We start from the raw sequence: 21,407 nt of genomic DNA, 5'->3' as shown, positions 1-21,407 counted from the left end.
GAAATGAGCGTGATATTAGCCAGATGAATTCCTGCTAAAAAATGAGATTTTTTCAAAAATTGCTCCAAAATAAGAAAGACAGTAAGAATATAGCCAATGAAAATGATGTAGACTGATCAAAAAAAGCGCCTTAAGGCGCTTTTTTTATTTCTCTTCACAAAATCGCATAAATGCTTTTAAACCCGGACCCTGATATTTCTGGCGGTGAACCAGCATAAAAAGAGGGCGCGTTAACTGCCAGAAGGGTGTGTCTAGTATGACTAACTGACCTTTTTCACGAAGAGGCTCAATAGCTAGTCTGGAAATACAGGAAATGCCCATACCGCCAGCGACAATTTTTAAAATGGCTTCATTATGCCCAAGCGTTAAACGGATGTTTGCATCAGGTAGATCCTGCAAAATACTATTATCAAATACTTCACGTGTACCTGAGCCTTCTTCACGCAAAATCCACTCAGCATTTAAAAAATCTTTCTGACTCAGCGGTTGTTTAAGCTGTGCCAATGGATGATCAGGTGCACAGCAGACAGCAAGCTCATCATCACGCCAATGGATACATTGCAGTTGGGGTAAATGGCATGAGCCTTCAATGAGTGCCAAATCCAGCTGAAACTGATTTACAGCTTCAATCATCTGGCGGGTATTACCTACCTGAAGCTGTAGATGAGCTTGGGGCTGAAGCTGCAAAAAACCAGCCATCAGATCAGGCATTAAATAATCACTGATCGTTAAGGTCGCACCCAGACGCAAATCAATACTTTGTAGTTCACCTTTGGCAGCCTGTTCAAAAGACTCACAACGACCTAGTATTTCTAAAGCTTGCGGAAGCAAGAAACGTCCCAGATCATTCAGTTGCAGACGTTTACCTAAGCGGTCAAACAGGGGGGCACCCAAACCATCTTCCAGATCTGCCAGTGCCATACTGGCTGCACTTTGAGTCAGTTTTACGGCATCGCTTGCCCGAGTGACGGTACCCTCTTGAGCAACTGCTACAAAAACCGCCAGCTGGCGTAATGTCATACGCATGAATGAAGCCTTAACGTTTAAAAAATATAAAATAAATAGATGGTCATGCTACCATGAGCACAGTCTCTCATGCCATGTAGAAATCATGTCAATTGAAAAATTTACTCAGGAAAAAGTTTTATCAGTACAGCGCTGGACCTCTAACCTGTTCAGTTTTACGCTGACACGACCTGCACATTTCAAGTTTACTGCCGGCCAGTTTGCGCGTATAGGCTTAAAAGTTGGAGATGAGCTGATCGTACGTGCTTATTCAATTGTTTCTTCACCTTTTGATGAAACCCTGGAATTTTTCTCGATTGTTGTGCCTGACGGTGCTTTTACTTCTCAGCTACAGTACCTGAAAGTAAATGACGGGCTGTATCTGGAAAAGATTCCTTATGGGTATCTGACTTTGGCACGTTATCAGTTGCCACTGCCTAAAGATCTATGGCTGCTTGCCACAGGAACCGGTCTGGCACCGTTTCTATCAATGCTACAGGATTTTGAAACTTGGACTAAATATCAGTCAATTCAGCTGGTCTACAGTGTGCGTACAGCGGCTGAGCTGGCTTATATAGACCGCATTCAGGAAATGGCCAAAATATTTGGGGAAGGGCATCAAGGCTTTCATTTTATACCAGTTATCACCCGTGACCCAAATGCACGATTACATGAACGTTTGCCCGTACTTATTGAAAATGGTGCACTGGAAGCTGCGGTAGGGCTGCAATTTAACCCTGAGACCAGTCATGTAATGCTTTGTGGTAATCCGCAAATGGTAGAAGATACCAAAGAGGCACTGAAACGGCGTGGGCTCAGTATGAATCGTCGGGGTGAGGGAAATATTGCGGTGGAAAATTACTGGTAAGGGATAATAAGTATATATAGATATGTTTAATGCACAAACATATCTACGAACTCGCGGATCTCCTGAATTGCACTGTCAACATCTGAACTGAGCCAAGTCGGTTCAAATATCCCTGAATAATGTTCAATACGGTCTTGTGGGACCACCAGCCGGATTGGACAGTCTTCTTCAAGCAGGCGCCAAGGAATGATAGGCACTTCCTGATCCAGAAATGCACTGATATTACGAATATCAATGATCATCGCATTTACACAATCGGGAAACGGCATTACTGAAAATTCTTCAGTACGACGCCGGAAGTATTCTAGATCGCCCCACTTTAATACATAGCTAGGCTTGCTAAACTCAATAATCCCGATCAGGTGCAGGTCACGCGTATGATGTAAATAGCACTGATGCGTAACATCTGTGTCTAAATCCAGTGAGGTACGCTGTAGACGATATGCCATAAATAAACAGAATGCATAAAACTTGGCCCAATAGTATAGCGCATTTTTAACTACAACTTAGAAACATTGCACACGTTCCCACTATGCTTTTTCACACAATACAACATAAGTGCTTGTTATGATGAAAATCCAAGCCATAAGAATAAGAGAATGACTATGCAACACGATTTTAATAAACCGCCTCATACTAATGGCCCACAGGATACGGCAAAAAAAAACCGTTTACCTATTTATATTCTTATTGCGGTAGGTATTTTTCTGGCGGCTTTAGTGGTTTATATGATTGGCGACCGTGATCCGGATTCTTCTGAGGCTCCGCCACAGCATCCTAATGCAGAAATGGAACAACCTTCCATGAACAATACAACCCCAGCAGTAGCCGGTAATACCGAAGCGACGGCAGTAGACAACAGTACGGCAACGGCAACAGATACTGGCGGTACAGCAGCAGCTCATGATACCGGTACTGGCTCTGCCCATGGTCAATAAGGCTAGCTAGACGAGGATCAGACTATAGTGGCGGCCGTTTAAATATTGCTATCCACTTAAGTCACCTCAGCCTATAGCCTTAATGTGTATACATTAGGGCTTTTTTGCAATCTTTTACTGACGATTTGTTGTATTTATGCTCACTGTAGTTGAATAAACATTGTCCACAAAATATGTTGAAAAGGAATATAAGCCTAGCTTTCTAAACATTCTTAACAACTTAAAACGCTTTAAAACAAGCAAATTGAAGCATAACAAGAGGGCATAACAAAATGAATGATTACTATGCTGGAGGAGCCCGTGGTCCGGGTTTTGATGCAATGTACTATTGGGATCAATTCCATCCCATTATTGCGGCGGTTGTGATATTAATTCTGGGCTGGATTATTGCATTGGTCATTGCTGCCGGAGTTAAAAAGCTTCTGCAAAAAATGAATACTAATCATAAATTATCTAATGCAGCAGGCCACACTACAACTACAGGAACGTCTCCGAATTATGAGGGACTTTTCTCACGTATTGTATTCTGGTTTATTTTAATTATTGCCATTATTGCTGCTTTAAATGTTCTGAATATCAATAGCGTCAGCGGTCCGTTTAGTAATATGATCAGTCAGGTGCTGGTATTTATTCCTAATCTGATCGCAGCAATCGCGGTAGGCTTTATTGGCTGGCTGGTAGCACGTCTGGTGCGTACCGGTTTAACCAAGGTACTGGCCCGTACACAACTTGATGAAAAGTTGAGTAATGACGTTGGTGTAAGTCCTATCAGTAAAAATATTGCTGATATCATTTACTGGTTAATCCTTTTACTGTTCCTGCCAATTGTCCTTTCTATTCTGGGACTGGATGGCCTCTTGGTGCCAGTTCAAAACCTGGTTAATAAAGCTGCGCTATATATTCCTAATATATTCATGGCAGCTATCATCCTATTTGCAGGCTACATTCTGGCCAAAATTGTTCGTGGTATTGTAGAAGGTCTGGTTAACAGCCTTGACTTGCAGACTCAGGTACAAAAAGTAGGTTTATTTAAAAATTCTAATTTACCTGGATTCCTTGGTTCATTCGTGTTTGCAATCATTATGATTACAGCACTGATTGTAGCTTTTGAAGCACTAGGTATACAAAGTATTTCTCAACCTGCAACTGCGATGCTCTATGAAATCATGAATGCAATTCCGCATATTATTGCTGCGGGCCTGATTCTGATTCTGGCATACATCGTGTCACGCTTTGTTGGCCGTCTGGTTGCTGAACTGATTGCCGGTACAGGTGCAGATGAACTACCAGCTAAGGTTGGTGTTCAGCGTTTCATGGGTAATGCCAAAGTATCCAGTATTGTTGGTTACCTAATTGTATTCTTCACTATGCTGTTTGCTCTGTCTGAAGCAGCAAACCGTCTTGGTTTTGAGCAAGTCAGCGCGCTGATTGCCATGTTCATTTACTTTGGTGCCAATATTCTACTAGGTGCAGTAATTTTGGTAGTAGGTTTCTGGCTGGCCAATATAGTAGCGAATGTTGTTGAACGTGGTGAATACAATAGTTCACGTTGGTTAGGTTGCCTGGTTCGTGTATTAATCATGGGTCTGGTAATTGCTATGGGTCTACGTGCAATGGGCATTGCCGACTCTATTGTAAACCTTGCTTTTGGTCTAACTCTGGGTGCGGTGGCAGTAGCATTTGCTCTAGCCTTTGGTTTAGGTGGACGCCAACCGGCTGAACGTGTTTTGACTGACTTGATTGATAAAGCGAAACGTGAGGCGAACCATCCAAATCCTTTACGAAATAATGACTCCGGTACTACCAGTTCAACAATGACTTCAACCACTGGTTCATTTACAGCTGCTCACACCCCTGCAACTAGCCCGTCAATGACTTCATCTCAAGGTACAGATACTTCAGCTGCTAAATCATCTGAATTATCTATGGATGGGGCTTCGTCTCAGGTAACTGACAGCACAACTAAAACTGCGGAGAATGGAACTTTTATGCCAGATACCGATAATGATACCAATGCGCCAATGCGTACAGATTTGTCAAATACTACTCCGGCGACATTAACGACTGCACCATATGGTGATGATGAAGCCTCTGGCATTGATCAGGTTACGCCTGATTCAGTAGGGGTTAATCCAGTAAATCCGCCTACTAATAATCCATTTGGCTCTACAGGTGAAGCTGAGCCGAATGTAGATGCTAACAAAAATCCAGAAAAGAAAGATGATCAAAAATAAGCTTTGATCTGAATAAAAGATGGGTCACCTGAGCGTGGCCTTTCTTTTTAAGTTCATAACAGGAGAAGTATAAAAATAATGCAAAACTATCCGGAGCGACGTCCACCCAACAAGGTTCTTGCACCATTAATTATTGCCGGTATTACTACAGGTTTTTTAAGTGCGGCGTATAAGTTTATCTTTAAGAAAAATTCTGAGTTAAGTCATAAACAGAATGTAACCGAAAATAAGTCCGAACATAATTCAAAGATAAAATGTCCAGAACAGAAGCATGAGGAGTTCTGAAAAATGTTTAAAACCAAACATTGTCATGAAAATATGGTAAATTTTGCAGGGCCTCAATTGTGCTGAGGAAACAGTTTATATATGATGAAGACTTAAAGAAAAATAGTACTTAGCTATTCAATAAAAATCTAAACAAGGAACTGTTATGTTAATTAAAAATCTTTTAGATACAATGTTTAAAACAGAAAAACCAAGTTCAATGAGGCTTGCTGTAAACAAGATGGAGGCAACCATTAACCGTTTACAGCAGACGCGCCAGATCATTTTATTACGTACAGATTATCTCGAATAACTTATACATATTGACTGGCAGCATGGGCAGAAGCCCATGCCCATTGAAAGTTGTATCCTCCTAAGTGGCCAGTGACATCCAATACTTCACCAATAAAATAAATCCCTTTCTGTTTTTTGCTTTCCATAGTTTTGGATGAAACTTCAGTCGTGTCTATCCCACCCAAAGTCACTTCAGCGGTACGGTAACCTTCTGTGCCAGAAGGCTTAACATTAAAATTTTGCAGATTCTCACCGATTTCTTCTAGTCTCTGGTCACTTAAATTACCAATTCCAATTTCAGATTCTTCAGGCCAAATCAAGTTCTGTAGCTCTACTACAATACTTTTAGCCATATATTCATTAAGTAATGTACGGAGCAGAACTTTAGGCTGCGACTGCTTTTTTTGTTTTAACCATATCGCTATATCTGTTCCCGGCAGAAAATTAATCTGAAAGCTTTCACCATTACACCAATAATTAGACAGCTGTAGGGCACTTGGGCCACTTAGACCGCGATGGGTAAATAACAGGGCCTCAGTAAAAGTATTTAAGGAATTACTTAGAGTTGCCTCCAGTGCATTACCACTTAAACGGGTAGTCACTTCCTTGAACTGATCACTAAAGGTGAAAGGAACTAAGCCTGCACGGGTAGGGTAAACATAATGACCGAACTGTTTTGCCAGTTCATAGCCGAAACCTGAACCACCCAGTGTAGGAATAGACAAACCACCAGAAGCTACAACAACAGATTCACAGTTAAACTGACCTTGTGCTGTGATAACTTCGAAGCTGTTTTCATAAAGTGGATTTACCGCTTTGACTTCACAGCTGCTTTGAATTTCAACATTTCCTGTTTTTTTACATTCACTGAGCAGCATATTTAAAATATCTTTGGCGCCGTTTAAGGTAAAGAGCTGTCCATGCTTGCGCTCTTCATACTCAATACCATAATCACACACCAGTCCAATAAAATCCCAGTTGCTATAGCGGGATAGAGCAGAGATAACAAAATGCGGATTATGGGAAATGTAGTGTTCAGGCTCGACATATAAATTGGTAAAGTTACATTTACCGCCACCAGACATAAGAATTTTCTTGCCGACTTTATTGGCTTTCTCTACAACCAGAACCTTACGCCCCCGTCTGGCAGCCAAAGCTGCGAGCATTAGTCCAGATGCGCCGGCACCTATAACAATCACATCATAATATGCTGCAGCCATCAGTAATTCCCAGTCATAAAAAAGCTCGGCATTATAGTCGATTTTCAGAAAAAGATTCAGGATGTAGAGGGAAACCTTGTAATCCTCCACTGTGAATGGCGAGAATACGGGTATGAGGTTGAAAATAATTTTTTTGAATCAGATCTATTAGTCCAAATAGCATTTTTGCCGTATAGATTGGTTCAAGAGGAATACTATAAGCTTTCTTAAAGTGTTGTATAAAGTCGAGCAGCGCAGGCGTAGTTTTAGCATAACCACCAAAGTGATAATCCTGTAGCAGCTGCCAGTGGGTTTTGTTAGTCCATTGAGTAATTTCTGCTTGTAAAAAATTTCCCTTTAGCACTGGAAAACCTAAGACCTGATGCTGTTCTGAACTGGCTTCAATCAAGCCACTCATAGTTCCGCCAGTACCCACCGCACAGCAGAAAACATCATAGTTTTCCAGATCTTGTGAAGAAAGGATTTCCTTGCACCCAGTTACAGCGAGTGAATTGGTACCGCCTTCTGGAATGATATAAGCCTGAGGAAAACGTTGCTGTAACGTCTGCAGGTAGGCCTGATCAGCCCGGTATTTGTATTCATGACGACTTATAAAATAGAGCTGCATGCCATTTGCTTGGGCCTGCATAAGGGTTGGATTAAACGGACGCTGAGCCAGTTCTTCTCCCCGGATAATACCTATAGTAGATAAACCGGCAAGTTTGCCTGCGGCGGCGGTAGCAGCAATATGATTCGAAAAAGCGCCTCCAAAAGTCAGAAGTTGTTTGAATCCTTCTGCCAGAGCAAAATGGATATTGTTTTTAAGTTTATAAAATTTATTGCCAGAAATTTCTGGATGAACCAGATCTAGCCGCTTGACAGTTAAGCTCAGTTGAGCGTGCTGAATAATAGTCTGGTAAGGTACAGGCTGAGCTAAAAGGTCAAGCATAAAAACTGGCAATATAGACTAGACTAAGATAAAACAATCATAAACTGTTGTAGCTAAAAAGGCAGTTCACTGCTGTTACATGGTAGTTATTTAAACAGCTCATTATGAGCTGGTATCAACTGAACTGATTACGGACATACCCGGACGCAAATCCTTAATTCCTGGCTGATTTGGATCAATTGCAATCCGTACCGATATACGCTGTACCACCTTGGTAAAATTGCCTGTAGCATTATCAGCCTTAATTACACTAAATTCTGAACCGGCTGCTGGAGCGATCCGTTCTACGCGACCAGTAAACTGACGATCATTCAAAGCATCTACTGTAAAACTTGCTTTCTGACCAACTTTCATATTGGCAATCTGGGTTTCTTTAAAGTTGGCAATAACCCAAGTCTGTTTTGGAATCAGAAATAACAGCTGTGAACCTGCAGCAACGTATTGCCCCACACGCGGGTTTACCTCCCCAAGCTGGCCGTCCATTGGAGCACTGATCAGACTATAATTTTGGGTGGTCTGAGCCTGTGCTTGTTGTGCCTGTGCATTTTTGACCTGTGCTTTCAGACCAATCTGGGCCACTTGAGCAGTTTTCAATGCTTCACGTGCGACCTCAACATTTGCCTCAGCCTGTCTAAGCTGTGCTTGTGCATTTTTTACATCAGCTGCGGCTCTATCCTGTTCTGTTTTAGAGGCAGCACCACTATTACCAAGCTGCTGATAGCGCTGTAGCTGGCTACGCGCTAGTTCATACTGTGCTTTGACCTGTTCTACCTGCGCCTGAGCTGCTGCAATATCGGCGCGGTGCTGGGCAATTGCCTGTTCTTGGTTAGCCAGATTGTTTTCTGCCTGTTCTACCGCAGCTTCTGCCTGGACAACTTGTTCCCCATAAGTTTTCGCATCAATTCTCAGTAAAGGTTGCCCTTTTTTGACATAGTCAAAGTCTTTGACCATAACCTGCTGAATATAGCCATTAATTTGAGAAGACAAAATAGTTGTTTGCCCTTTAACATAGCTGTTATCAGTACGTTCGATTGCTGTATGAAACGGACCTAAACGCCAGGCCCATAAGATAATTGTAATACCAATAATTAAAACAAGCAGCATCCAGAATAAAGTGGAATGTCTGGTTGGAATCAGCTTGCTGGAAGGTTGAGGTGTAGCAGGAGCTTCAGTCTTTTCATGCTCAACCTGTTCAGATTGTGCTACTGGTTCTGTCTGTTGATCAGTTTTATTTTGGTCTTCTGGCATGGATATAACTCAAATTCTGTTTTTATATCAAATTTTCATTTAACTTGCAGATTGTGTCTATGTCTGCATGCGTCTTGCAACAATCTTCATCCGGACAATAATAAACAGTCCCCAGATTAACAGTACTACAGCAAACAGCCCGTTCAGGGCAATAACATCATTATAGGCCCGGACTTGTGCTTCGCGGGTTACAACTTGATTCAAGTTTCGTAATGCTTGAGTTTGTGCGAGTACCGTATCAGGTGACTGGGCAGCTGTGGCGGCTTGGTATTGATGTAAACGCTGACTAATCAGTGGATCGGTTCTGTCCATTTCTAAAGTAATTTCAGCTTTGTAATTTTGGGTACGATGCTGTTGGTAGGTATTGAAAAATGAAGAACCGACCAGTCCACCAAAAGTCTGAGTTGCAGAGAACAGCACAATGAAGGTAACGACATGCGATGGCCCTTGTGCTAATGTTTTGGCAAAACCGGCCAGTAGCAGGGGGCCAATAAAAACACCGCCTGCAAATCCAACCAGAAACTGACTGGTAAAGAAATTGGAAGGCCGTACCTCACTGGTCAGATGATAATCGAGACCACATGCTACCAGGATTAAAAACTCAGCCAGTACCAGATGTATAATAATTCGCTCTCTGGAAAAGGTTAGAGCGCTAAAAAGTGTACCGAACAAAATACCTACTCCAATAACGATATACAGTGGCACAAACTGGTCTGGCCCCATACCTACCGTTTTTAAAAAACTGACAGCGGCATAACTTTGTTCCGACATGAGCAGACGAATGGCAAAAGCGCCCAGAATAAAATGTAAAATTGCCCCTGTACTCAACCAGCGCGTCATAATAAGCGGGTTGACCCGGTAGTGTTCATAAAGTAATCCGGCGACTAACAGGGTAAGACCAGCAATAAGCACATATGCCAGCCATTCACTATTAAACCACCACAAGATTGGTCCCTGAGTAAGTACTATACACAGGCAGGCAAAACCTAGAGCAAGTAATAAAAAGGTGAAAAAGTCCTGTTTTTCAAAAACATAAATTCTTAAACTGCGTGGTAATTTTAATGAAACTACCATTGCCAGACAGCAGATGGCTAACCCTAGTTCAAAAGTGTAAAGTACCATCCAGCTATGAGTATCGACCAGGTAAGGTGAAATAATCCAGGCTAGAGGCAAGCCAAGCTGCTGAAAACCAAAAGCAATATAAATACCTTTGGCCATATCTTCTTTCTTGAAAGCTTGCATAACATAATACATACCCAGAGAACTGAGCGGCGCGGCAGCCAGACCGGCAATAAAACGGGCAAAGAGAGCCATTTCATAGGTATGTACTAAAATATGCAGAATCAGAACTGCAATAAAAGCAATCAGCCCGACTTCTGAAAACAGACGTAAACCATATTGTTGTCGGGCTTTAAATAAAATCAGGTTTGAGCTGACATTAGCCATAACATAGGCTGCTGGTAGCCATGCCGCTTCTGATACGGTTAAACCATATTCTCCCTGAATGATAGGTAGATTGGCAGTGATAAAGCCATTACTCAAGCTGGCCGCAATGGCTACAAATAATCCAATAAACAGATAAAGAAAACGCTTTGGGCGTGAGTGGGCGATTGCTGCTGGAGAACCAGGTAAGGTCGGGCGTTCATCCGGTGTCCAGTCCGGTGGAGTTTCTATAAAACGTGGTGTTTTATCCATACAGCTTCCCAGTTTTAGAACCCAAGGTTATAAACCTTAAGTTCCACTCATATTTCCCTATATTAAAGCGACCGCCAACTCTATAAATAAAGCTTCAAACAAAGAGTGAGCTTATTACAAGTCATAGCTTTCTCGCTAATTGAATTTTTAAGTATTAAAAATGATGGAGAGTTCGAATAGGCATATATTGAAAGCTATATACTGATATGTAAGTAAGTTTTTTGTTGAAACTTTAAAGCTTTAGTTAAATATAAGACACCATAGTATAAAAAGAAAACTGCATTTATACTTTTCAAAGGTGCAGTTTTGAGCATGCTCCCTATGGTTTTCTGCAAGTTCAAGGAAGGCTAAAGTAAATATAAGTTTTATATAAAAGTTTACTTATTCAGGCTGTTTGCTGAGCGATGACTGTTGTATTATTTTCAGTATGAAACAATAACAACAACAAAAAAGGAGTGCCAGTATGGAAAAGCAGTCCCCAATTTTTTATCTATTTGTATTAATGCTGCTGAGCGGATGCGGTCAAGATCAGTTGAATAAACCGGTAACTCAGACACCGCTCAGTATTGCAGGTACGCCTGTATATGAGCAGCATTACCGTTTGACAGATACACAAACAGCTAGGCCATAAGACAAATTATATCCTTACAAGAGACTTAGCTGAAAAAGAAAGGAAGGTGGGCATATTGTCAGTACACGGTAGTGCCAACTAAAGAGTAAGAGATAAAAGATGAAAAGTGCTACGTCAGACTAATGAAGTATTGAAGTAGACGTCTTACCTCTATGCAAGGGTTTGTCTTATTTAAAACCTTACAAACCGGATAAAAAGGTCTTGTACTCGCCCAATATGCCCGAACTTTGAATATTGTCCTGTTTTTAAAAACAGATCAATAAAATAATCAAATGAGATCTACTTGCCAGTTTGATGCTTGAATTTCCAGATTGTTCTGACGTAATTTCTGACTGATCTGGTCGGCCTGTTTTTGTAGATCGCTGACAGAGACTACTTTTATCCAGCGAATTTCACTGGAACTGTATCGTGCAGATTCGCGCCGTGTACTGTCAATTGCCTGTTGAAGAATACGATGCTGACTAATCAGGAAATCCCGTTCATTTAAAACATCCAGTAAAGCTTTACCCTGAACGGTTTGGGCCTGGGCATTAGTCATGTGAATCCGTTTAATCAAATCATGCAGCTCGGTGTTGACTACAAATGCTTCTTTTAGCAATTTCTCGGGGTCTTCACTGGGCTGGTCGCCTTCTTGTATCAGTACATTGTTATTAATACGTTGCTGCAAAGATGCAAGCTTGGTTTGTAAGTCACTTCGCAGTATCAACGCTTCAGCAAGTTTCATGAGATAAAGTTATACTCTGCTATTTTCTTAATATAAAAATATTCTGAGTCTTTATTTAATACCATACAATTTCAGTTTGTATCTTGGCTGCTGTATGTTTTCTAATAAATTGATAGACTAACTCTATGCACTTCGCTATAAAGACCACAATTAAAGATTTCTCTCTAATGATTTGAGGACACGCTTGTGGAATCGTTATTTATTATAGGTTCAATTGCACTAGCTCTGATGCTGGGCGCAATAAGTCCGGGCCCAACATTTATTTATGTGGCAAAAAATTCAATTGCGATTTCACGTAAGCATGGCCTGTTTACTGCACTGGGCACAGGGACTGGCGCAGCATTGTTCGGTTTTCTTGCTGTCATGGGGTTACAAGCCATATTGCTGGCTGTGCCTTCGGCCTATTTTATTTTGAAAGTCTGTGGTGGTTTATATTTGCTTTGGCTGGCTTATAAAATTATTAAGCATGCTAAAGAACCAATGGGTAGCACCTATGGATCAGTTCAACCGATGAGCTATGCCCAAGCTTATCGTTTAGGCCTGATTACACAGTTAAGTAATCCTAAAATTTCTATTATTTTAGCCAGTATTTTTACTGCGCTCTTACCTAAAGAAATACCTGCCTATTTTTATGTGGTTTTACCTCTGCTGTGTTTCTTTATTGATGCTGGCTGGTATTCTCTGGTAGCTGTTGCATTATCTGCCGAGAAGCCACGTCAGGTTTATTTAAAGTTTAAGGCTATTTTTGACCGGATTGCTGGTGGTGTGATGACATTATTAGGTCTTAAATTAATTTTTGGGATGAAGTAATACTTTCTTTTTTTATAAAATAATAAGACCTTTTTAAAAAGCCCCTCACTTGAGGGACTTTTATCTTATTTTCTACAGTTCGGTTGAGAAAGGTCAATCACTTGAGAGCCTTCTACACGGTAACCAATTTGACCAACAAGAAAAGCCTGATTTAATTGAGTAATAACTACATCAGAAAGCGCTACAGAGCACGGATTTTTTTCAATGGCACGATCAATAGCAGTTTTAAAGTTTGGTATGCCTAGTGGAAATAATACAACAGGTACTTTATCTTCACCTGTAACGCGTTCACCTTTAATAAACTGATTAGAGTTTAAGTTATAGTTTTTGGTTGAAGCAACCGTCATATCTGCAATACGCATCGTACAACCTGTAATTGCAATAGTTGATGCAGCTAGTGCAATTACTAATAGATTTTTCATATATTCCCCGAATAATTGTAATAAATAAAAAAGCGCAGGTATTTTTTAATAATTTAGAATAAATTTCAATAAATTAATTATAATTTTAAATAAAAAGGCCTCTATAGTTGCTATAAAGACCTTATGCAGTTTAAGTGTTGAGTGTTAAGACACTTTATCACCCGGTTTAGCACCATTCTCAGGTGAAATTACCCACACACCTTCGCCATTACCTGCCGCCAGAACCATCCCGTTAGAAACACCAAAACGCATTTTACGTGGGGCCAGGTTTGCCACCATAACAACTAATTTACCTTTAAGATCTTCAGGTTGGTAAAACTCACGAATTCCACTAAATACATTTCGCGGTTCAGTCTCGCCAACATTTAAGGTAAGTTGAAGAAGCTTATCAGACCCTTCTACATGCGCAGCTTCTAAAACTTCTGCTACACGCAGGTCAACTTTTATAAAGTCTTCAATACCAATAATGTCTGCTTCACCGACTTGAGCTTCAGCTTTTTTCTCTTTGGCTTTTTCTTTTTTCTTCTCTACTTTAGCAGGCTCTGCCACAGGTGCTCCTAATGACTCTTTAGATGCATCAACCATTGCTGTAACTGCTTTTGGATCAACGCGTTGCATCAGCGGCTGGAATAATTCAATTTCATGATTTACCAGTATCTGCTTACGGGATTCAAAGTTAAAACTGTCAAGCTTCAAAAAGTCTTGAACCTGTTGAGCTAATACTGGAAGTACGGGCGCCAAGTAAATTGCCAGTTGGCGGAACAGGTTAATACCAACAGAACATACATTATGAACTTGAAGCTCTTCACCTTCAATTTTCGCAAGCGCCCAAGGTTTTTTCTCATCAATATACTGATTTGCACGGTCAGCCAAGGCCATGATTTCACGAATAGCAGTCGAGAATTCACGGGCTTCATAAGCCTTCGCAATCGAATCGCCAGCTTCAATAAAACTCTGTACCAGCTCAGGTTCAGCACATTCAGCAGATAGTTTATGATCAAATTTAGTATTAATAAACTTGGCACAGCGGCTGGCAATATTAACCACTTTTCCAACTAGGTCAGAATTTACCTTCTGAATAAAATCGTCCAGGTTAAGGTCGGAATCTTCTACTTTGTCTGAAAGCTTTGAAGCAAAATAATACCGCAGGTATTCAGGATTTAAATGTTCCAGATACGTTTCTGCTTTAATAAAGGTCCCACGAGATTTTGACATTTTCTGCCCATTGACAGTCAGAAAGCCGTTTACAAATAAACCTGTAGGGGTACGATAGTTAGCACCTTCAAGCATGGCAGGCCAAAACAGGGCATGGAAATAAACGATATCTTTTCCAATGAAGTGATATACCTCATTTTCAGAATCTTTTTTCCAGAAATCATCAAAATTTAAATCTGGGCGTTTGGTCTGAATATAGTTTTCAAAACTCGACATATAGCCAATCGGTGCATCTACCCAAACGTAGAAGTATTTATCCGGTGCATCTGGAATTTCGAAACCAAAATAAGGCGCATCACGGGAAATATCCCAGTCTGAAAGCCCTGCATCAAACCATTCATCTAACTTGTTGGCAATTGAAACCGGTAAACGTCCTGAATCACGAGTCCATGTCTGCAGATATTCTGAAAAGTTAGGTAATTTAAAAAAGTAGTGATCTGAAGATTTCTCTACTGGTGTCGCGCCGCTTAAAGTTGATTTTGGATTAATCAGCTCAGTTGCATTATAGGTCGTTCCACATGCTTCACACGAGTCACCGTATTGGTCTTCCGTTTTACATTTTGGGCAGGTACCTTTAATGAAACGGTCTGAGAGGAACATGCCTTTTTCAGGGTCAAATAGCTGAGTAACCGGGCGAACCGCAATATTTCCAGCTTCACGGTTTTTAATATAGATTTCTTGAGAGCGTGCTTTATTCGTGTCGCTATTGGTAGAGTCATAATGATCAAAGTGAACCCCAAAGCCATTAAAGTCACGAATGTGTTCTTTTTGCACATTGGCAATCTGTTCTTCCGGTGTAATACCATTTGCCTCGGCACGTAACATAATTGCTGTACCGTGAGCATCATCTGCGCAGACATAAGTCACGTCATGGCCCATTGCACGCATAGCACGAACCCAGATATCCGCCTGGATATAACCAAGTAAGTGTCCCATATGGATGGGGCCATTAGCGTAGGGAAGGGCGTTAGTGACTAAGATATTACGCACAGATTGACTCTCTCATTCGTATTCATTATTTAAGACGGTCAATTTTACCTGATGAGCGAAGGAAAACAAAGCAAGGCTTTATTTAACAGTAAGTCTCACGCTGTAGTTAATTAAAGAAAGAAAAATGAGTTTTCAAAGAAAATAAGACCAAATCTTTATTTGATGAATAAAGGCAGAGATAATTAAAAAGAATTGAATAGAACTAGATTTAGAAAAAAATTAGAAACCAGCAGCTATAAAGCTGACTAAATTACTTGGAAATTAGAGGCTTTTGTCTGTCTGGCACAGAACAGCTATTAACCTTCACGACACTTACAGGTAAACTAACCCTATTCAGCAGAAATGGTCCGGTTTGGAGTCAAAGTTATGTCATGGTTTTCTTCATTAAAATCAGTGTTTTCACCAGCTAAAGGGGTGAAGGAAGAAGAAATCCAGCAGGTACTGCAAAATTATGTGCTGCCGCATTCTAATAACCGTTTGCAGGACCGTATTACCCAGTTGCAATTGCATGAGGCAACCCTGCAACTGACCATTAAAACATATCCTGAAGAAAAGCCTTATCTACAGCAATTACATGATGAACTGGCTGACCAGTTAGAAAAATGCGGATTGCAAGAACTGAACCTGCATGTAATTCAACAAAAAAATAATCTCGCAGCTGCGACCCCTGCTCAAGACAACCAGAGTGAGAAAAGTTCTTTACCGCCGGTAGTGGATGCTTCAGCTCAAGTCAGTCCTAATACTGCGCCTGACAATGACCCGAATAATCTACCTATTGAAAAAGCTGCGCCCCAGCAACGCGATGTACCAAAACATTTACGTATTCAGAATATTATTCTGGTCTCTTCTGGAAAAGGTGGGGTAGGCAAGTCTACAACAACTGTTAATCTGGCGTTAGCATTACAGAAACTGGGCTTAAAAGTTGGAGTATTGGACGCCGATATTTATGGGCCGAGTATTCCGACTATGCTTGGCAATGCTGGACATACGCCTCTTATTGAAGCAGAAAATTTTGTTCCTCTTGAAGCCTATGGCATGGCCGTACTTTCAATCGGCCATTTAACCGGAGATCATAATACACCTGTAGCGTGGCGTGGTCCCAAAGCTACAGGCGCACTGATGCAGCTATTTAACCAGACTTTATGGCCTGAACTGGATGTTCTAGTAATTGATATGCCACCCGGAACAGGGGATATACAGCTTACATTGGCTCAGCGTATTCCAGTAACAGGTGCTGTAATTGTAACTACACCTCAGAATGTAGCATTAATGGATGCCACTAAGGGAATCGAACTGTTCAATAAGGTACAAATTCCGGTATTAGGTGTAATCGAAAATATGTCTACACATATCTGCTCAAATTGTGGTCATGAGGAACAGATTTTCGGTACAGGTGGAGGTGACCAGTTGGCAGATCAGTACCAGATCCCGCTGCTTGGGCGTCTTCCACTCAATGTTCAGATCCGTGAAAATGCCGATGCCGGTAAACCTTCTGTAATTGCAGAGGATGAGGCAGCTGAAAGTTATATTGAAATTGCCAGAAAAATTGCTGAAAAACTGCCTCAACATAGTCGAGATGAGAAGCGCATCTTCTAATTTCGATATACTGAAAGCAAAGCCTTCTTGATACGGCAGGGTGAAGTTCAAGAAGGTTTTGTTGCTTAATATTTTAAAATAACTAAAATTAATTAAGTATTTACTCTAGAGTGACTGCCAAGTCAATTTGGAAATTTTCGCCGTTTTTATCATTTTTTCTTTACTAGCTCCCCGCTAAGCTCTCAGCTGTTTTTTTAACTTTTATTTTTAGAGCTAATCTTATGAAAACTCTCCTGAAAGTTTTACCTCTCTCTTTAGGTATACTAGTCGCGGCTGCTCCTATAATAAGTTCTGCTACAGTAGTTTATACTCCTTCATTTCCTGCTTCGAAAAAAACTGTGCCTGTTCAGGCAGCTGAGGTACAAAATGCAGGAATTACTACAGAAGCAGCTGCTTAATATTTCAACTACCTAGTTATAAATAAAAAAGGATCAGAGCTGATCCTTTTTTATTTATAGTCTTTCGAACAGAAGAAGTGACTCAAGCGTTCTATTTGTATTTTTTCTTACAAATTATTGTATTTAAAATATTTATATAAATAACACTCGGTGGTAAATTCTATTTTATAAAGGCTCCTAAAATTATATTTTGCGAGAGTTTATAAACTCCTTTAATCTTCGCTCACTCAATAGTGAGGTGACTCTATGATTTCATGGCTTTTTATTGGCCTAGTGGCAAGCGTGCTGCTTACACCAGGACCGACAAATACTCTACTAGCCTCTTCTGGAATCCGGCTTGGGGTGCGACGTTCTGCACGTTTAATTCCAGCAGAAGTTTTAGGTTATATTATTGCCATTACTGTCTGGGGCACCTTGATTGATACAGTATCAGCTACCCTGCCGATCCTGCCAACTTTATTAAAGCTTTTAAGTGCGTTTTATATTATTTTTCTGGCAGTTAAACTATGGAAAACTGCAAATGTACAGCTTGATCTGAACCAGCCTGCGATTCGTCCTCGTGAGCTATTTGTAGCGACTCTACTCAATCCTAAAGCTTTATTGTTTGCTTCAGCTATTTTTCCGGTTGCTGCATGGGTCAACTGGTCTATCTATGCTGTGCATATGGGAGTTTTTCTGGCTCTTATTGTGCCGATTGCATTATTCTGGACTTTTATTGGTTCAAGTTTGAATACCCCAAAAGTCCGGTGGTTAAATCAGCGTAATCTACAGCGAACGGCTTCCTTGATTCTGGTCAGCTTTTCTATTCCACTAAGCTACTCGGCTTTACTGAGTCTGTAATAATATTCAACATGCATACGTATCAAGGCTTGTAGCTGATCTTGTTTTCATTGGGACAGATTTAAGTTAAAGTACAGCGCAATAATTGATTTTCAGTATTTTTGGATAGAAACAAGATGGCTATTAAGTCTGATCGTTGGATTCGCGAAATGAGCGAAAAACACGGCATGATTGAACCGTATGCAGAAAACCAGGTCCGCCTCGATGAAAATGGTCAAAAACTGATTTCTTATGGTGTGTCCAGCTATGGCTATGATGTTCGCTGTGCACGTGAGTTTAAAGTTTTTACAAATGTCCATTCTGCAATTGTTGATCCAAAAAATTTTGATGATAAAAGTTTCATCGATATTGAATCAGATGTCTGTATTATTCCCCCTAACTCGTTTGCTTTGGCTCGTACGGTAGAGTATTTCCGTATTCCACGCAATGTACTAACAATTTGTCTGGGTAAATCCACCTATGCACGCTGCGGTATTATTGTTAATGTCACACCACTTGAGCCAGAGTGGGAAGGCCATGTTACGTTAGAATTTTCAAATACTACCAATTTGCCAGCGCGTATTTATGCGGGTGAGGGTGTTGCTCAGATGCTGTTTTTTGAAAGTGATGAAGTGTGTGAAACTTCTTATAAGGATCGTGGCGGGAAATATCAGGGGCAACGAGGTGTGACTTTGCCAAAAGCATAATTCAGGTTTCATTTATAAGTAGGCGGATCATTTGAATCCGCCTATTTTTTTACAATTCATTCATCGGAAACCATGTCTTTCAAGGCTATTTTTTTTGCAATTACATTTATATTCAGCATAATTAACTTTAAAAGATCTAGGTATAAGTACTGCTATAGCAATAACTGAATAAAGCTAGAAATACCAAGATATCGAGGAATAAAAATAAATGATGCGGAGCATCAGATAAAAAGGAAGACCGAGATGATTCATCATTGGAAGACTACAGGATTTCGTATGTCCTGTTTGGCCGCTATGGCCGGCTTATGCTTGACCCAAACTGGTTATGCACTTGAATCCTTGTCTGATGACCGTTTAGCTGAAACAACAGGAGAGGGAATAGCACTTCTTCCCGAGAATTTTAAAATGGTCTTTCAGGGACCCAATGATCAGTCGGCAACTTCAAGTTATAACCGTTCAAATATTACCGATGCAGCTAAATATGATACAGGTTTCATCCGAATTATTCCGACGGGTGAGAACTATGAACAACTTAAACTAACCGCCGCACAAGCCGCAGCAATGCATAATAAAGCAGACATTTTTATCTACGGTCTGGCCTTATCAAAATCCAATTCAGACTTGAACGAGAGGTTCAGTAATCAGGGGTTTAACTGGGGAGATGCTGCAAATCCATGGTTATTCCGTGCCGGAACAGCGACCAATATTAAACAGTTCGCTGCAAAAAATCCTTCTGGTGATATCAGCTATCTGGCTCTAGAAGCTCCCCTGGTTAAAGTTAATGCCGATGAATCAGATAATAATATCAAGCTGGGTTTCTGGCTGGATGCTTTTTCACGCTCTTGGGATTCCTCTAATACATTAAATCCCATTACGGGAGCACCGATTCCCAAGCCAACTTCTGATGGAAATGATCAGGATCTTGATAGAAATCAAAGACTGCGGATGCAATTCGTAGCAAATGGCCTGAGCCTAAATGGATCTCAAGTCCGTTTATTTCAGACTCAAGCTTCAGACAATACCCAGCATAACCAGTCACTTGGTATGGCTAATATTATCCGGTTGAATACCAATGATAACCCATCCACTCTCAAGATAAGTGACTCGGAAACCAGCCGTAATGCTAAAGCTATACGTTTGAGTACAGCAGCTATTCAGGAGGGTACGGTAGCTACACCAGCTTTGGATAAATCTTTCGCACCAATTTTTAATGATCAGGAAGGTTTATACCTGTACAGTCCAAACCTTAATCTGGTCTTGGGTAATATGTACCAGCCTTTTGTCCTAGGTTCTGAAGGAAATAATATTATTCTTGAGGTCACCCGCATTCCGAATGTGCCGGAAATCTATAGCCAGATTTATACTTTTTATAATGATACAGATAAAGATACCAAGCTTGAGGGTGCTTTAACCGCAGCTTCTTTTAAGGGCTCAACCTGTAATGTGGCTTATTGCGGTTCGAATTTATCTGATGTCAAAGCTGGTACCTCAACTATTAAATATCAGGGCGCAAATGCTACTCATAGCAGTATCTCGATTGGTAGCGTAACACGTGATCCAACTACAAATTTACTTAAAGCAAATACTGATAGTAATGCTACAGGTGTGGTATTTAGAGGACCATCCAATACGATGACTAATTTAGGCTCTGCGGTGATTGACGGGGTCATGATACAGCATCTTAAATTCAAGACGACCGGACTATAGGAGAAGTATATGTTAAATAAATTTAATTTATTATGTGCTTTAGTCCTTTCATCTACAGCCCAAGCAGAACTTATAAATCTCGATAATGAGGCATTGTTGAACATTACAGGTCAGGGGGGAGCTGATTTAAGCTGGACACTGTCGTTAAACCATCAGTATGCCAATAATATGAGTCTTAAAAATATTTCTGAATATGATCCACAGGGAACTGTAACTCAGGCTTTTTATTCTTATCAATGTGTTTCAGATATTTTATGTCGATTTGCTTTTTCACCCAATAACCATACCGAAAATGGCAGTCAAAAATGGCTGGTATTTAAACAGTTACAGGGTACTCTTCAAATAGATAAATTCTCTTTAGATGGTTCTACAATTCTAAACCGGGAGGGTGAACCGCAAACCGCACTGCAACTTACTTTTTATGATGATCATCCGTTAAAAGTCCGTAATTTGGGCTTTAAAAGTCTTGCGGTAGAAAGCGGAAGTGAAGGGTATTTAAATGATAAAAAGTATACAACTTACGATGGCGGCAAGCTGGTCCCGAGATTTGATCAAGGAGGGGATCAAGGCTTTATGGGAGTGAACATGCATGGGAACCTGCATATGTCAGGTAATCTGAAGATTTTCAGTTATAACTGTGCGGGCACAACGACAAGTCGCTGTTAAAAGAAAAGAGAGCTCATCAATAAGGATG

General features: G+C 40.6%; 22 protein-coding genes. 13 read left to right on the top strand and 9 right to left on the bottom strand.

Features of this window, described 5'->3' with window-relative positions; translation table 11 throughout:
• Window positions 1-144 precede the first annotated feature (144 nt).
• The gene (gene gigC, locus AC0VYT_RS11800; RefSeq protein ID WP_005018690.1) at window positions 145-1,026 is read right to left on the bottom strand and encodes a LysR family transcriptional regulator GigC; all 882 of its coding nucleotides are present in this window, start codon (window positions 1,024-1,026) and stop codon (window positions 145-147) included.
• An 85-nt stretch (window positions 1,027-1,111) separates the two neighbouring features.
• Here gigC and AC0VYT_RS11795 point away from each other — a divergent pair, with 85 nt between their 5' ends.
• The gene (locus AC0VYT_RS11795) at window positions 1,112-1,873 is read left to right on the top strand and encodes a ferredoxin--NADP reductase (protein ID WP_005018692.1); all 762 of its coding nucleotides are present in this window, start codon (window positions 1,112-1,114) and stop codon (window positions 1,871-1,873) included.
• Window positions 1,874-1,899: 26 nt separating this feature from the next.
• On the opposite strand, the gene AC0VYT_RS11790 is transcribed toward AC0VYT_RS11795, so the two are convergent.
• Window positions 1,900-2,322, bottom strand: a complete 423-nt coding sequence (locus AC0VYT_RS11790) for a hypothetical protein (RefSeq protein ID WP_005018694.1) — start codon at window positions 2,320-2,322, stop codon at window positions 1,900-1,902.
• Between the two features lie 156 nt (window positions 2,323-2,478).
• On the opposite strand from AC0VYT_RS11790, the gene AC0VYT_RS11785 reads away from it, so the two are divergent.
• The 4 genes from AC0VYT_RS11785 to AC0VYT_RS11770 all read left to right on the top strand — a co-directional run bounded on the left by AC0VYT_RS11785 (window position 2,479) and on the right by AC0VYT_RS11770 (window position 5,622).
• Complete coding sequence (locus tag AC0VYT_RS11785; RefSeq protein WP_005018696.1) at window positions 2,479-2,811, top strand: flagellar basal body-associated FliL family protein; 333 nt, start codon at window positions 2,479-2,481, stop codon at window positions 2,809-2,811.
• A gap of 272 nt (window positions 2,812-3,083) precedes the next feature.
• Window positions 3,084-5,045, top strand: coding sequence for a mechanosensitive ion channel (locus AC0VYT_RS11780; protein WP_005018698.1), 1,962 nt, complete (start codon window positions 3,084-3,086; stop codon window positions 5,043-5,045).
• A 78-nt stretch (window positions 5,046-5,123) separates the two neighbouring features.
• Window positions 5,124-5,330, top strand: coding sequence for a hypothetical protein (locus AC0VYT_RS11775; RefSeq protein WP_005018700.1), 207 nt, complete (start codon window positions 5,124-5,126; stop codon window positions 5,328-5,330).
• Window positions 5,331-5,475: 145 nt separating this feature from the next.
• Window positions 5,476-5,622, top strand: a complete 147-nt coding sequence (locus tag AC0VYT_RS11770) for a hypothetical protein (RefSeq protein WP_005018703.1) — start codon at window positions 5,476-5,478, stop codon at window positions 5,620-5,622.
• A gap of 1 nt (window position 5,623) precedes the next feature.
• On the opposite strand, the gene AC0VYT_RS11765 is transcribed toward AC0VYT_RS11770, so the two are convergent.
• The 4 genes from AC0VYT_RS11765 to AC0VYT_RS11750 form a co-directional block, all read right to left on the bottom strand.
• The gene (locus AC0VYT_RS11765; RefSeq protein WP_005018705.1) at window positions 5,624-6,823 is read right to left on the bottom strand and encodes a BaiN/RdsA family NAD(P)/FAD-dependent oxidoreductase; all 1,200 of its coding nucleotides are present in this window, start codon (window positions 6,821-6,823) and stop codon (window positions 5,624-5,626) included.
• 31 nt (window positions 6,824-6,854) lie between these two features.
• Window positions 6,855-7,751 carry a 1-aminocyclopropane-1-carboxylate deaminase/D-cysteine desulfhydrase gene (locus AC0VYT_RS11760; protein WP_005018708.1) on the bottom strand — a complete coding sequence of 299 codons (897 nt, stop codon included), beginning with the start codon at window positions 7,749-7,751 and terminating at the stop codon, window positions 6,855-6,857.
• A 102-nt stretch (window positions 7,752-7,853) separates the two neighbouring features.
• On the bottom strand, window positions 7,854-8,999 hold the full coding sequence (locus AC0VYT_RS11755) for an HlyD family secretion protein (RefSeq protein WP_005018711.1): 1,146 nt from the start codon (window positions 8,997-8,999) through the stop codon (window positions 7,854-7,856).
• Between the two features lie 57 nt (window positions 9,000-9,056).
• Window positions 9,057-10,694 carry an MFS transporter gene (locus AC0VYT_RS11750; protein WP_005018714.1) on the bottom strand — a complete coding sequence of 546 codons (1,638 nt, stop codon included), beginning with the start codon at window positions 10,692-10,694 and terminating at the stop codon, window positions 9,057-9,059.
• Between the two features lie 463 nt (window positions 10,695-11,157).
• On the opposite strand from AC0VYT_RS11750, the gene AC0VYT_RS11745 reads away from it, so the two are divergent.
• Window positions 11,158-11,325, top strand: coding sequence for an NF038215 family lipoprotein (locus tag AC0VYT_RS11745; RefSeq protein ID WP_005018716.1), 168 nt, complete (start codon window positions 11,158-11,160; stop codon window positions 11,323-11,325).
• 268 nt (window positions 11,326-11,593) lie between these two features.
• Here the strand turns inward: AC0VYT_RS11745 and AC0VYT_RS11740 are convergent, their stop codons facing one another.
• Window positions 11,594-12,049, bottom strand: a complete 456-nt coding sequence (locus AC0VYT_RS11740; protein WP_005018719.1) for a DIP1984 family protein — start codon at window positions 12,047-12,049, stop codon at window positions 11,594-11,596.
• Between the two features lie 186 nt (window positions 12,050-12,235).
• Between AC0VYT_RS11740 and AC0VYT_RS11735 the strand changes: the two genes are divergently transcribed.
• On the top strand, window positions 12,236-12,859 hold the full coding sequence (locus tag AC0VYT_RS11735; protein ID WP_005018722.1) for a LysE family translocator: 624 nt from the start codon (window positions 12,236-12,238) through the stop codon (window positions 12,857-12,859).
• Window positions 12,860-12,924: 65 nt separating this feature from the next.
• Here the strand turns inward: AC0VYT_RS11735 and AC0VYT_RS11730 are convergent, their stop codons facing one another.
• Window positions 12,925-13,281: a hypothetical protein gene (locus AC0VYT_RS11730; protein ID WP_005018724.1), complete on the bottom strand. Its 357-nt coding sequence runs from the start codon at window positions 13,279-13,281 to the stop codon at window positions 12,925-12,927.
• 144 nt (window positions 13,282-13,425) lie between these two features.
• On the bottom strand, window positions 13,426-15,486 hold the full coding sequence (gene metG / locus AC0VYT_RS11725; protein WP_005018727.1) for a methionine--tRNA ligase: 2,061 nt from the start codon (window positions 15,484-15,486) through the stop codon (window positions 13,426-13,428).
• 366 nt (window positions 15,487-15,852) lie between these two features.
• Here metG and apbC point away from each other — a divergent pair, with 366 nt between their 5' ends.
• From apbC to AC0VYT_RS11695, 6 genes are all read left to right on the top strand, one after another.
• A complete protein-coding gene (gene apbC, locus AC0VYT_RS11720; protein WP_005018730.1) occupies window positions 15,853-17,082 on the top strand; it encodes an iron-sulfur cluster carrier protein ApbC in 1,230 nt (409 codons plus the stop codon).
• A gap of 221 nt (window positions 17,083-17,303) precedes the next feature.
• Complete coding sequence (locus tag AC0VYT_RS11715) at window positions 17,304-17,480, top strand: hypothetical protein (RefSeq protein WP_005018733.1); 177 nt, start codon at window positions 17,304-17,306, stop codon at window positions 17,478-17,480.
• A 246-nt stretch (window positions 17,481-17,726) separates the two neighbouring features.
• On the top strand, window positions 17,727-18,320 hold the full coding sequence (locus AC0VYT_RS11710) for a LysE family translocator (protein ID WP_005018736.1): 594 nt from the start codon (window positions 17,727-17,729) through the stop codon (window positions 18,318-18,320).
• A 116-nt stretch (window positions 18,321-18,436) separates the two neighbouring features.
• Window positions 18,437-19,006 (top strand): dCTP deaminase, encoded by a 570-nt coding sequence (dcd, locus tag AC0VYT_RS11705; RefSeq protein WP_005018739.1) that lies wholly within the window; start codon window positions 18,437-18,439, stop codon window positions 19,004-19,006.
• Between the two features lie 243 nt (window positions 19,007-19,249).
• Window positions 19,250-20,713, top strand: coding sequence for a hypothetical protein (locus tag AC0VYT_RS11700; RefSeq protein ID WP_005018741.1), 1,464 nt, complete (start codon window positions 19,250-19,252; stop codon window positions 20,711-20,713).
• Window positions 20,714-20,722: 9 nt separating this feature from the next.
• Window positions 20,723-21,379, top strand: a complete 657-nt coding sequence (locus tag AC0VYT_RS11695; protein ID WP_005018743.1) for a hypothetical protein — start codon at window positions 20,723-20,725, stop codon at window positions 21,377-21,379.
• Window positions 21,380-21,407: the final 28 nt, after the last annotated feature.

This window comes from Acinetobacter sp. QJM3NY_42 (genome assembly GCF_056173745.1).
Note: the sequence above shows the minus strand (reverse complement) of the source record. Positions and strands in the feature narration are given on the sequence as shown.